This window comes from Emticicia sp. 17c, assembly GCF_037153985.1.
Taxonomy (GTDB): domain Bacteria; phylum Bacteroidota; class Bacteroidia; order Cytophagales; family Spirosomataceae; genus Emticicia.
In genome coordinates this window covers 210,934-223,682 of sequence record NZ_JBBAYI010000009.1, presented here as the reverse complement: position 1 = coordinate 223,682, position 12,749 = coordinate 210,934, and the positions used below count along the sequence as shown (strand labels likewise).

Here is a 12,749-nt window from a genome sequence, read left to right as displayed (position 1 = left end):
AAACTATTGTCGGATATTTTTTTCTGAAAAGGCCAGATTATTTTTTGCTATCTGTAAATCGGGTTTAAGCGCAATGGCCTTTTTCAAAAACGGAATGGCTGCCTGATATTCATTCAACGCATTATAAGCCGAGCCAATCGTATTATAGGCTTCGGCATAATCGGGCTTTAGTTTAATGGCTTCCAAAGCCAAATCAATACTTTTCTGAAACTCCTCCATCTGGTAATATACAACACTTAAACCAAGATATTTGTCAGGGCTTGGCGCTTTGTTTATTTCTTCAAGTTCCAGCGTAAGTCTGGTTTTCTTTTGTAAAGCGGCCTCTTTGTATCTGATTGCACCACTATTATCTGGCATAATTTGTAAAGTACTATTGGCTATTTCCAGTAATTTATCATAATTCTGCTGATAGTCATATATTCTCATCATTAACTCTCTGGCAGATATGTAAGCGGGCGATATTTCGATAGCTTTTTTCAGCAGTGGAAGGGCTTCACCGGCCCGTTTCCACTTTACCAGACAATTGCTATAATAATAATATGAGTCGGCCGACACACTGTTATACATCAATGCCATTTTAAAGTAGTTTTCTGCCGCCGTTCTATCGCCTAAGGCATCTTTGAGTATAGCCATATTAATTTGCAACGTAGCGTAGCTAGGTGTAATAGCCATAGCTTTTGAAAAATATTTTTCTGCAACTTGGTAGTCGGCTTGCCCCATTTTTACTAAACCATAATTCATTAGGCCACGGGCATTAGCAGGGCTTTTAACGGTTACATCATACCAAAGGCTTTCTTCGGTATGCCACACTTCATTTCTTTGATAAGTGCCAACCCCATACGCCAAAAGCACCGCAGCGATGACTGAAACCAAGAAGGTATCATGTTTTTCATAGAATGACCTATGTTTCATTAGCATCAGGGCCATGCCCCATACCACAGCCATTACCAGCCCCACAAAGGGGAAATACATCCGGTGGTCGTTCATGACTTCGCCTAATGGGATAATGCTTGAGGAAGGAATTAAACCCAGAAAAAACCAGAAAATACCAAAGCTGATAGGTCGGGTAGCGGCTTTTCTGGAAAAATAAACTCCTGCCGCCAGCATAGCCACAATAAACAAACAACCTATGGCAAACCTGAGGTCCCAGACACTAGCGAGCAATTGCCAGTCTGTATCAGCACTTAAATGAATGGGCAGAAAAAAAGAGCCGAAATAATAAGTAATTACAAAGGGCTGAGTGATGAGGTACAACCACATAGAATTACCGCCAGCTTCCCATGTTTTTGGGGTAAACTTATCAACCCATATATATAATAAAGCACAAACAACAAAAGCCGGAATTACCTGCCTGATAACGCCTAGCGTTTGTTTGATGTTACGTCTTCTGAAAAAATCCCCAACACTCATCTGGTTTTCAAAAAATGCAATATAAAAAAACAAAATAGGGGCAAACATCACCGCAGGCGGCTTGGCTAATGTACCTGCAACAATAGGTAAAAGATAAAGGAAAGTTCGTTTACTAAAAGCTGAATAACAATACAAGTAGAAGGCCAATACAACAAAAAAAGTCGATTGAATATCAGAGCGGGCAATAATATAATTCACTGTTTCGGCCATAGCAGGGTGTAAAAGATACCATGCTACGGCTGTAAGGGCAATATAATAATTCCATTGATGCTTATAGGCAATATTAAATATTTTAAGAAAGAAAAACAGCATGAATATGCCTTGTAGCAGATAAAGGATAAAAGTAATAAAATGGAAATAGAATAAGTTGTAACCATTGCCAAGCCAATAATCAAATGCAAGCGAAGTAGTTACCACAGGTCTGTAAGCCTGATTACTAGGCATGGTACTGAAAGTAGTTGCATCCTGAAAGAACAGCGGAATATTTTTGATGTTCCTGATATACAGGTTGTTCTGTATGGTATGGGAGTCATCAAAATGAAAAGCATTATAAAAATGATTACTATACACGAGGCAGGTTACAAGTAATAACAAAAACAGATATAGCCTCGGGAGGGTAAAAAACTTTTTCATAAGGTATTCCAAAAGATGGCAGATTTTAAAAGGTTTAGAGAAGCCCTGTACTTCTCTAAACCTGAAAAATATTTTATAGATTTAATGGTGTTCCCATATTCCACCAGATAAAAGCATAAATATCGGCGGTCATTTCAATGTTTTTGGCAGTATTACTTGCTCCATGCCCCGAATTGGTATCAATTCGGATGAGTAAAGGATTACTACTACTCTTGCCGGCTTTCTCTTGCAAAGTAGCAGCATACTTGAACGAATGCGCAGGCACTACGCGGTCGTCGTGGTCGGCTGTGGTAATTAAAGTAGCCGGATAATTAACTCCTGCTTTTATGTTATGCAACGGCGAATAAGCATATAAAGCCTTAAATTCAGCTTCGTTGTCTGACGAACCATAATCGGCAATCCAGTTCCAGCCAATAGTAAATTTCTGAAAACGCAGCATATCCATTACACCCACTTGCGGAATAGCCACTCGGGCTAATTCGGGTCTTTGGTTCATAACTGCACCAACCAGCAACCCACCATTCGAGCCTCCACGAATAGCCAGATGGGCGTTATCGCAGTACTTTTGGGCAATGAGGTATTCGCCTGCGGCAATAAAATCATCAAACACATTTTGTTTTTTTAATTTCATTCCTTGCTCATGCCATTTTTCGCCGTATTCGCTCCCTCCTCTCAGGTTTGCCTGTGCGTATACCCCACCCTGCTCCAGAAACGGAATCAATAAAGGGTTAAAAGCAGGATTAAGACTGATATTGAACCCTCCGTAACCATATAAAAGCGTTGGGTTGGTGCCATCTAGTTTTATACCTTTTTTATAAACAATAAACATCGGAATCTGGGTACCATCTTTACTTGGGTAAAAAACCTGTTTGGTTTCAAAGTCTGTCGATTTAAAATCGACTTCTGGCGCACGAAAAACAGCACTTTGTTTGGTAGCTATGTCATAACTGAAAATTGTGGAAGGATAATTAAACGAAGTAAACGTGTAGAATACAAATTTGTCGTCGGCATTACCCCTAAAACCAGAAGCCGACCCTACACCGGGCAATTTTATTTCGTTTTCCAGTTTACCATCAAGGCTATATACATAAGCGCGTGTGGTTACATCTTTCATGTAAGTAATAAATAGCTTCCCGCCTGCTATGCTCGACGACTGCAAGGGTTCTGGTTTTTCAGGTATGATTTCTTTCCATGTGCCATTACTGGTATCAAAACGCTGGATTTTTTCGTTTTTAGCATCTTTGTTGGTCTGTATCAGTAAGGTTTTACCTACGTTTTCAATGACACCAAACGAGAAGTCACTAATATCTGCCACCACAGGTTTAAAAGTTTTGCCCCCTGCTTCTTTATAAAATAAAGCATTGCCATCTTTTCCTTTACCACGGTCGCTGATAGTCAGCAACGCAAATTGCTCGTCTTCGGTGGTTCCAACGGTATGAAAACGCTGCGGATTAGCTTTGTCTTCATATACCAGTTCATCGGCATCTTGCGAGGTGCCTATTTTATGAAAAAACACCTGATGATTTTCATTTTTTGCAGCCAGCGCACTACCATCTGGTTTAGGATAACGGCTATAATAAAAACCGTTCCCCTGCCATGCAATGCCCGATACCTTTACCCACTCCAGTTTATCGCTCAGGTTTTGTTTGGTAGCCATGTCCATCACAAGAATATCCTGCCAGTCAGACCCACCTTTTGACAGCGCGTATGCAGCATATCTGCCATCTTTTGATAATGAAAACTGAGCTAGACGAGTGGTAGCATCTTTCGATAATTTGTTGGGGTCTAGAACAATTTCAGGGGTACCGTTCAGCCCTTTTTGGCGGTACAATACTGATTGGTTCTGAAGTCCATCGTTTTTATAGAAATAGAACCATTCACCTTTACGGCTCGGTGCCGAATACTTAGCATAATTATATATTTTTTCAAGTCTTTTACGTAAGGCTTCTCTGTAAGGTATTTTATCCAGATAGCCAAAAGTTACAAGGTTTTGCTGTTTTACCCATTCGGCCGTTTCAGCCGAGCGGTCATCTTCTAACCAGCGATAAGGGTCTGCTACGGTAGTGCCATGATAATTATCTGTGTGGTCAATTTTACGTGTTGCCGGATAATTTAATTGTGCCATTACTAGACAAGGAAAAATAAGAAATAAGGTAGTTATAAGGTTAACGGATTTTTTCATAGTATGAGATGAGTTTATGCTACAAAGTAACGTATATTTTATAAAAATACGTCAGACACTGAGGTTTTATGCGATTATACGGTTGAAATTTTATTTCTGATGCTTTCAAAACAAATAATTTTTACGTCTATACGTCTTAACTAAAGCATGAATTTTTGAGTTATCAGATAAACCGGCATAGCATTAAAAGATAGAATCTTTTACTTTTATGTACGAATAAGAATTTTTATCCGACAAGCTATGCAAACGCCATGATTAATGCCATAAAACCAGAAAGTATCGTTAAATATAAAGGAGCCGAAGCAATTGAAAAGAGCGATTTGGTCGTAGTTGAAGAACCTCTGGAAATAAGATTAGGCTACGGAGATGTGCATAATCGTCAGCAAAAAAGCCTGTCGGTAACCATGCGCACACCAACAGGGCACGATTTTGAACTGGCACTTGGTTTTCTATTAACCGAAAATATCATCACAGATTTTTCGCAGATTTTATCAATTCATTATTGCACCGATAACCAGCGAACGGCTCAGGAAAATATTGTTCGGGTAGAATTACAGCCTGATATAACTCTTGATTTCAGTCGGCTCGAAAGGCATTTTTATGCTACTTCAAGTTGTGGCATTTGTGGCAAGGCTTCTATTGAAGCCATTGCGGTGCAATGCCCTGTTCCTGTCGACTCGACTAGTGTGGTATCAGCCAGCTTCATTTACCAGCTAGCCATGTTTGTAGAAGAAAAACAGGTGTTTTTCAGGCATACTGGTGGCTCGCACGTAGCCGCTTTATTCAGCTTACCTCCAGATAACCCAGATACGGGTACGCTAATGCTACTCCGTGAGGATATAGGCAGGCACAATGCCCTAGACAAAGTTATTGGTGCTGCTTTTCAGCAAAACCTGTTACCTTTATCAGCACATTTGTTATTTATGAGTAGCCGCGCCAGTTTTGAACTTATTCAGAAAGCGGTTATGGGGGGGATTCCGGTAGTTGTATGTGTAGGCGCACCATCGAGCCTTGCCATTGAAACAGCCCATAACTTTGGTATAACTCTGATAGGGTTTTCGAGAGAAAATAGCTTTAATGTGTATACCGGCACCCATAGGGTCATGAATTAAACTATTATGAAGAATACTAACAAGCAGATAAGCCCTCAACCTCCGGCCGATTTCACAGGTCTGGAAATTGGCCAGCCCGCCAGCGAAGCCGCCGGCCTAAAAGCGGTTTACTCCTCTATGAAACACGTTTTTGGGGCCATGCCCGTTAAACGTGGCTTAAAGGCTTTGCTAAACCTGAACCAGAAAGGTGGTATCGACTGCCCCAGTTGTGCATGGCCTGACCCCGACGGAGAGCGTTCAAGAATAGCCGAATACTGTGAAAACGGTGCTAAAGCTATTGCCGAAGAAGCCACTACAAGAAAAGTTGGCCCTGCGTTTTTTCAGAATTATTCAGTAGCCGAGCTTTCGCAAAAGTCTGACTACTGGTTAGGGCAGCAAGGCCGGTTAACGCATCCAATGGTATTACGCGAAGGCAAAACACATTATGAAAGCATTTCATGGGAAGAGGCATTTGGCCTGATAGCGGAAAACCTACGCGGCTTAAGCTCGCCTGATGAAGCCATTTTTTATACTTCAGGCCGAACAAGCAATGAAGCGGCTTTTCTTTACCAGCTTTTTGTAAGGATGTATGGCACCAACAACCTGCCCGACTGCTCAAATATGTGCCATGAGTCGAGTGGTTCGGCTCTTTCTGAGACACTTGGGCTAGGTAAAGGCTCTGTTACGCTTGACGACTTTGAAAAGGCCGAGGTAATTATGATTATGGGGCAAAACCCTGGCACTAATCATCCAAGAATGCTGACGGCTCTCGAAAAAGCCAAACAAGCCGGAGCCAGAATTATCTCTGTTAATCCGCTCATTGAGGCAGGTTTATTGCAGTTTAACCACCCGCAACATTTAAAAGATATAGTTCTGGGCGGAGAAAAACTAACAGACATTTATCTGCAAGTGCGCATTAACGGTGACCTGCCTTTGCTCAAAGCCCTCAATAAACTTATACTGGAAGCAGAAGCCCAACAGGGAAACGTACTAGACAAAGCCTTTATTGAGGCACACACCGAGGGTTATAACGAATATATACAAGACCTTAAAAAATATCAATCGGAACAACTAGCGGCCGATTGCGGCATTAGTTTAGCACAAATCAGAGAAGCTGCGCAGCTATTGATTAATCATGACCGAATTATTGTGTGCTGGGCAATGGGGCTTACACAACACAAAAACTCGGTGCCTACTATCAGGGAAATCGTCAATTTGCTTCTGCTCAAAGGTAGTATTGGCAAAGAAGGCGCAGGTACCTGCCCCGTGCGTGGGCATTCAAACGTGCAGGGCGACCGCACAATGGGTATTTATGAAAAACCAAAAGATTCTTTTCTGAATACATTAGAAAAAGTTTTCGGTTTTTCGCCACCACGTAAACATGGCTATGATACCGTTGAAGCCATTAAGGCTATGGTCAACCAAAAAGCCAAAGTATTTCTGGCAATGGGGGGCAACTTTCTTTCAGCTACCCCCGATACCGAATTTACAGCCAAAGGCTTACGTAACTGCCAGCTTACTGCCCATGTTTCTACCAAGCTGAACAGAAGCCACCTGATACATGGTAAAACAGCCTTGATTTTGCCATGTCTGGGGCGTACTGATATTGATACCCAAGCGAGTGGTAGCCAGTTTGTTAGTGTCGAAAACTCAATGGGCGTTGTACAGAGTAGCCAAGGCGTATTAACTCCTCCTGCTGATACTCTCCTGAGCGAGCCTGCCATTATTGCAGGTATTGCTAAAGCAACACTTCCAGAACAGTCTTCAGTAATTGACTGGGACCATCTCGTCAGTAACTACGACCATATAAGGGGTTTAATTGAAAAAACCATTGAGGGTTTTAATGATTACAATAGCCGTGTCAGGCATCCGGCAGGTTTTTATCTGCCCAATGCACCACGAGAAAGGAAATTTACCACCGAATCGTCGAAAGCTCTATTTACGGTTAATCATTTGGATACTATTTCCTTGAAGGCATCAGAATACCTGATGATGACCATCCGAAGTCATGACCAGTTTAATACAACAGTATACGGTTTAGACGACCGTTACAGAGGTATCTATAACGAAAGAAGAATCATATTAATGAATGAGGCCGACATACAAGCTGCCCGTTTTAAGCCTTATCAGGTGGTTAATCTTTATAACCATTTCGGCGGTGTTACTCGGCTGGCCGAACGTTTTATTGTGGTTCCGTATCATATTCCATCAAAATGTGTAGCTACTTATTTTCCTGAAGCCAATGTATTGGTTCCTATTGATAGTTATGCCGACATAAGCCAGACTCCTACTTCAAAATCGGTAGTAATAACCATCGAGCCAGTAATAGAAGAGGGGAATATCGTACTAGCCAAATAGAAAAAATCCGTATCTTTCAGCTACGATTCAACCTAATATTACGCTATGTACAAATTATTATTTGTTCTTGTAACACTTTCATTGAGCAGCTATGCACAGTCAATAAAATGGGTAGAAGTACAGAAAGGTGTCTGGAAGGCATCAGTCGGTAAACCAGAGAGCTATGACCTCTTAAAATCTGTTGGTATACCGCCTGCTATTACTGCCCTACAAAAACTACCTGAATCAGGATTTCCATTACCAAAAACTGACATTATTGCCCGATTTTATGATGGAAAAACCTATTTACAGTTTCCTTTAGAAAAAGAAGAACAATTATATGGCTTCGGCCTGAATTTCCAGACTATTCATCAAAGAGGGCGAATCATGCGCCTACACGTTGACCACTACGGAAATACTGACAATGGCCGTACTCACGCTCCTACTCCATTCTATGTATCTTCAAAAGGATACGGCGTTTTTATCAATTCTGCTCGCTACCTCGATGTTTACGCGGGTTCAAATGTAAGGCAAGACAGCAAACATCCGCCAGAAGTGCAGGACAGAAATACTGATAAAAACTGGACAGCCAAACCTTACTCGGATGTAGTAGAAGTGCTTGTTCCGGCACAGGGTGTTGAAATATATATTTTTGCAGGCCCAACACCCATTGATGCAGTTCGCAGGTTTAACCTCTTTAACGGTGGTGGGTGTCTGCCACCTCGTTGGGGGCTGGGCTTTACGCAACGGGTTAACCGACTATATACCGCTAGTGACGTAATGAACGAAGCAAATGAATTTGAAGCAAAGGGGTATCCTCTTGATTTTATTGGTCTGGAACCCGGTTGGCAAAGTAAATCTTATCCTTGCACATTTGAGTGGGATAAAACCCGATTCCCGAATCCGCCCCAGTTTGTGAAAGAAATGGCAGACAGACACATCCGGTTAAATTTGTGGACCAACCCTTATATATCTCCGCAGGCATCAATTTATCCTGCAATACTTCCTTATACTGCTTCACATACGGTTTGGGTAGGTGCCATTCCTGACTTTACACTTCCGAAGGCTCGTCAGATTTTCTTTTCCAAATTTGAGCAGGAACATATTAAAATTGGCATAAGCGGCTATAAAATTGATGAAGTAGACGGCTACGACTCATACTTGTTTCCCGATGTAACCACTTTTCCCTCAGGCCGTAGTGCCGAGCAGATACGGCAGACCTATGGCCTGTTAGTACAAAAATACAGTACTGATGTGTTCAGAAAGTATAACAGGCGTACCTATGGGTTAGTAAGGGGCTCAAACGCCGGAGGGGTGTCGTTTCCTTATGTGATTTATAACGATAATTACAGCCATCAGGACTTTATTACGGCTTTAATTAACAGCGGTTTTGCCGGAGTATTATGGACACCAGAGGTAAGGGCTTCAAAAACCAGCGAAGAATGGCTCAGGCGTATGCAAACCGTATGTTTTTCGCCAATGGCTATGATTAACGCTTGGTCGAGCAGTACCAAGCCGTGGTCGTTCCCGGAAGTAGCCAACGAGGTAAAAGAAATTGCTCAGCTAAGAATGCAAATGATGCCTTACTGGTATACCGAATTTGCCAAATATCATTTTGAAGGCACACCTCCTTTCAGAGCCATTAATCTGGAAGAAGGTTTTAACACAATACCTGAAAAAGAGAAACTGAACAAAAGTCTGGAAGAAAACCCTTATGAAGAAGCTGTTACCCGAGAAATAAAAGACCAGTACATGGCCGGAGAATACCTGATGGTGGCTCCCTTTTTTACAGGGCAGACCTCCCGTAAGGTTATTCTGCCTAAAGGCAACTGGTACGATTTTTACACAGGCAATTGCGTAGGCAACGGCGAAATAATTACTATTGAAGCAAACCTGAATAAAATTCCGGTTTTTGTAAAAGATGGTGGAATAGTACCGATGATGCCGCCTATGCTTCATGCGCCAGCCTCTGGTCAGAAAGTCGATATTGAGATTCGTCATTACGGACAAAAAAATGCCCTTGCCAGATTATATGACGATGACGGCGAAACTTTTGATTATGAAAAAGGACTTTATACATGGCGCACGATAAAAGTTATGCGCCAGACTGATGGGCAGTGGAAAGGAAGTATCTCGGAACCGGAACAAGGAAAACCCAACACAATTGCCAATATCTCTTGGAAATTTATGACGAAATAGGCTTTTTTGTTCTTCCAATTTATTCAATCATCTGATGCGTGTTTTACTACTGGTCTGTTGCTTGTTTTTAACGCCTGCTTTGCTGGCACAGCAAACCATTAAACAACAGGTTATTGCTACACTTCAAAAACAGGTGCTTGCCCAAGCCGATTGGGCTTTAAAAGAAGCCCCTGTAACTGTTACGGCAGCCACTTGCAGCCGTAGCGGAGGCGGTATTCATGATTTTTATTCAGAAGGTGATTACTGGTGGCCCGACCCTGCTAATCCTGACGGACCGTATATTCAGAGAGACGGCCTCACTAATCCTGACAATTTCGTAGCTCATCGACAAGCCATGATTCGGTTCAGTAAAATTATCGGAGCTTTAGCATCGGCTTATGTCATTACTAATAATACCAGATACCTTACCCACGCCTTTACTCATTTGCAGGCATGGTTTGTGAATGAAACCACCCGCATGAACCCCTCATTACTTTATGCACAGGCAATTACGCGTAAGGTGTCGGGCCGAGGTATAGGAATCATTGACACTATCCATCTGATGGAAGTAGCACAAGGCATTATGATTTTTGAAAAAGATGCTCATGTAGACACAAAAATACTGGCTCAGATAAAAAATTGGTTTTCGGCGTATCTCAACTGGCTTACTACGCACCCTTATGGTAAAGATGAAATGGAGGCCAAAAATAATCATGGCACCTGTTGGGTAATGCAGGTAGCTTCCTTTGCCAAACTAACCAACAATGAATCATTACTGGATTTTTGCCGAAACAGATATAAAACTGTCCTATTGCCTTCACAAATGGCCCAAAATGGTAGTTTTCCGCTCGAACTCCGCCGGACAAAGCCGTATGGATATTCATTGTTTAATCTGGATGCAATGGTTACCATCTGCCAGATATTATCAACCAAAACCGATAACCTCTGGGTTTATAGTACCCCCGAAGGGCAAAATATTCAAACAGCCATCGGGTTTATGTATCCTTATGTAGTAAACAAAGGCACATGGCCTTATCAGCAAGATGTTATGTACTGGGAAAACTGGCCTGTGGCTCATCCATTTTTAGTATTTGGGGCATCGGCTTTCCAGAACAACGACTGGCTAACTACATGGAAAAGCCTCGAACACAACCCTGTTACTGAAGAAATAATCAGAAACTTACCTATCCGCAACCCCATTATCTGGCTATAATATCTTATGAAAAAAATGCGCTTTTTATTTGTTCTGTTATGCTTGTCAATGCAAGCTGTTTTTGCTCAAAAGGAAATGAATGTAATGACCTATAATATCCGGCTGGGAATTGCTTCGGACGGAGATAACCAATGGGCCAACCGGAGGAAAAACCTGGCCAGTATTCTTACTTTCTTTGAGGTAGATATCTGTGGTATGCAAGAAGCATTTATCAGCCAGATTAATGACCTTGAACAACTATTGCCAGATAAATATGGTTGGGTAGGAAAAGGCCGCGACGACGGCAAACAAGCTGGCGAGTTTTCTTGTATTTTCTATCGGAAAGATAAATACACCTTACTTAGTACCGAAACATTCTGGTTAAGCGAACACCCCGAAAAACCCGGCTTGGGCTGGGAAGCACGCTATAACCGTGTAGTTACGTATGCCAAGTTTGAACGGCAGGCCGACAAAAAAATATTTTATGTATTTAACACTCATTTTGACCATGAAGCCGTAGTAGCACGCCGTGAAAGTGCCAAACTTTTATTAGCCCGCATAAAAGAAATTGCAGGCAATACCCCTACCCTTATTACGGGCGACTTTAACGCCGTACCTAGTTCTGAGCCAATTCAGATTCTTACAGATAGCAATAACCCCGACCACCTGCTAGATACCGAAAATCTATCAGAAAGCCCACATTTTGGACCATATAGCTCATTTACTGGCTTTCAGATAAGAGAACAAGAAGGAATGAGAATCGATTATATTTTTGTAAAGAACGGTGATTTCAAGGTCAGGAAACACGCTACAATTTCGGAAGCATGGAACGGAAAGTTTGCTTCTGACCATCATCCGGTTATGGCGGTGTTAGCTTTCTGACAACACCCTTAAAAAGCGCGTTCAATCTGTTTTTTCTTATTCCACGGAGCGGTAGTCTGGCGTGCTAAATCGTAAAGAAACCATATTACGATTGCCAGAAACAACAGAAAAATGATTCTGAAAATAAGACGGTTTTTGTTATTTGAAGTATTATTTGTCATTTGTTTGTACTCACGGCTGTTCCTTTTTGAGGGTACAGCCAGTTTTAGTCTATTCTGTTTTTGTTATATTGCTCGGAGAATAATAATGTAAAAACTTACCGCTTTTATTAGAAACCTCGGCCCATTTTGTTTTTTCAAATTCAATTACTACTACTCCTGCCTTTTCCATTGAGCCACCAATGTCGGCACGGGTAAGGTATTCGGCAAAGAAAGTGATATCGGGGTTATGCCCAAAAATAGCTACCGACTTCACATTTTCGTCGAGCTTATTTACAGCAGCCAGATACGCCCTTGCTCCCCCGCCATAAATGGCTTCATCGAGCATAATTTCATCGGCATCAATATGCAGTTGTTCTGCAAAAATCTTGGCTGTTGACTTACAGCGGTCCGCTTCGCTACTTAAAATCAACTGTATTTTTATGTCTTTTTCTGCCAGAAATTTCCCCATCCGAGCCGCCTCTATAATGCCATGAGAAGTAAGGTTACGGTCAAAATCACGAAACATAGGTGAGTTCCCCCCTTCCTCGGCAGTAGCATGGCGAACTAGATAAAGCAATTTTTTCATATTTTCAACGGTTTTGGCACGAATATACAAGCATTCTGAGAAATAAATTTATTTTTTTACAAATTATGTAGCAAAAATAAACACTTGAAACCGACATTACGATATACTTAACAAAAAG

General features: G+C 41.7%; 9 protein-coding genes. 5 read left to right on the top strand and 4 right to left on the bottom strand.

Annotation, left to right across the window (positions count from 1 at the left end; translation table 11 throughout):
* Positions 1 to 3 precede the first annotated feature (3 nt).
* Positions 4 to 2,043, bottom strand: a complete 2,040-nt coding sequence (locus tag WAA15_RS17775) for a tetratricopeptide repeat protein (RefSeq protein ID WP_337044171.1) — start codon at positions 2,041 to 2,043, stop codon at positions 4 to 6.
* A gap of 73 nt (positions 2,044 to 2,116) precedes the next feature.
* The gene (locus tag WAA15_RS17770; protein WP_442892810.1) at positions 2,117 to 4,168 is read right to left on the bottom strand and encodes a prolyl oligopeptidase family serine peptidase; all 2,052 of its coding nucleotides are present in this window, start codon (positions 4,166 to 4,168) and stop codon (positions 2,117 to 2,119) included.
* A 308-nt stretch (positions 4,169 to 4,476) separates the two neighbouring features.
* On the opposite strand from WAA15_RS17770, the gene fdhD reads away from it, so the two are divergent.
* From fdhD to WAA15_RS17745, 5 genes are read left to right on the top strand one after another with little or no spacing between them, the layout of a single operon-like run.
* Positions 4,477 to 5,337, top strand: coding sequence for a formate dehydrogenase accessory sulfurtransferase FdhD (gene fdhD, locus WAA15_RS17765; protein ID WP_337044169.1), 861 nt, complete (start codon positions 4,477 to 4,479; stop codon positions 5,335 to 5,337).
* A gap of 6 nt (positions 5,338 to 5,343) precedes the next feature.
* Positions 5,344 to 7,674, top strand: a complete 2,331-nt coding sequence (locus WAA15_RS17760) for an FdhF/YdeP family oxidoreductase (RefSeq protein ID WP_337044168.1) — start codon at positions 5,344 to 5,346, stop codon at positions 7,672 to 7,674.
* A 45-nt stretch (positions 7,675 to 7,719) separates the two neighbouring features.
* Positions 7,720 to 9,852 (top strand): glycoside hydrolase family 31 protein, encoded by a 2,133-nt coding sequence (locus tag WAA15_RS17755; protein WP_337044167.1) that lies wholly within the window; start codon positions 7,720 to 7,722, stop codon positions 9,850 to 9,852.
* A gap of 34 nt (positions 9,853 to 9,886) precedes the next feature.
* A complete protein-coding gene (locus WAA15_RS17750) occupies positions 9,887 to 11,044 on the top strand; it encodes an alginate lyase family protein (protein ID WP_337044166.1) in 1,158 nt (385 codons plus the stop codon).
* Positions 11,045 to 11,059: 15 nt separating this feature from the next.
* Positions 11,060 to 11,905 (top strand): endonuclease/exonuclease/phosphatase family protein, encoded by an 846-nt coding sequence (locus WAA15_RS17745; RefSeq protein ID WP_337044165.1) that lies wholly within the window; start codon positions 11,060 to 11,062, stop codon positions 11,903 to 11,905.
* Between the two features lie 8 nt (positions 11,906 to 11,913).
* Here WAA15_RS17745 and WAA15_RS17740 read toward each other — a convergent pair whose 3' ends face one another.
* Together WAA15_RS17740 and WAA15_RS17735 are read right to left on the bottom strand one after the other, a co-directional pair.
* On the bottom strand, positions 11,914 to 12,066 hold the full coding sequence (locus tag WAA15_RS17740) for a hypothetical protein (protein ID WP_337044164.1): 153 nt from the start codon (positions 12,064 to 12,066) through the stop codon (positions 11,914 to 11,916).
* A gap of 49 nt (positions 12,067 to 12,115) precedes the next feature.
* Positions 12,116 to 12,631 (bottom strand): SixA phosphatase family protein, encoded by a 516-nt coding sequence (locus WAA15_RS17735; protein WP_337044163.1) that lies wholly within the window; start codon positions 12,629 to 12,631, stop codon positions 12,116 to 12,118.
* Between the last annotated feature and the right edge of the window lie 118 nt (positions 12,632 to 12,749).

What these genes read in the sequence shown, in the direction of transcription:
- WAA15_RS17775 (WP_337044171.1), bottom strand. Translation starts at nt 2,043, where the DNA reads ATGAAAAAGTTTTTTACCCTCCCGAGGCTATATCTGTTTTTGTTATTA.
- WAA15_RS17770 (WP_442892810.1), bottom strand. Translation starts at nt 4,168, where the DNA reads ATGGCACAATTAAATTATCCGGCAACACGTAAAATTGACCACACAGAT.
- fdhD (WP_337044169.1), top strand. Translation starts at nt 4,477, where the DNA reads ATGATTAATGCCATAAAACCAGAAAGTATCGTTAAATATAAAGGAGCC.
- WAA15_RS17760 (WP_337044168.1), top strand. Translation starts at nt 5,344, where the DNA reads ATGAAGAATACTAACAAGCAGATAAGCCCTCAACCTCCGGCCGATTTC.
- WAA15_RS17755 (WP_337044167.1), top strand. Translation starts at nt 7,720, where the DNA reads ATGTACAAATTATTATTTGTTCTTGTAACACTTTCATTGAGCAGCTAT.
- WAA15_RS17750 (WP_337044166.1), top strand. Translation starts at nt 9,887, where the DNA reads ATGCGTGTTTTACTACTGGTCTGTTGCTTGTTTTTAACGCCTGCTTTG.
- WAA15_RS17745 (WP_337044165.1), top strand. Translation starts at nt 11,060, where the DNA reads ATGCGCTTTTTATTTGTTCTGTTATGCTTGTCAATGCAAGCTGTTTTT.
- WAA15_RS17740 (WP_337044164.1), bottom strand. Translation starts at nt 12,066, where the DNA reads ATGACAAATAATACTTCAAATAACAAAAACCGTCTTATTTTCAGAATC.
- WAA15_RS17735 (WP_337044163.1), bottom strand. Translation starts at nt 12,631, where the DNA reads ATGAAAAAATTGCTTTATCTAGTTCGCCATGCTACTGCCGAGGAAGGG.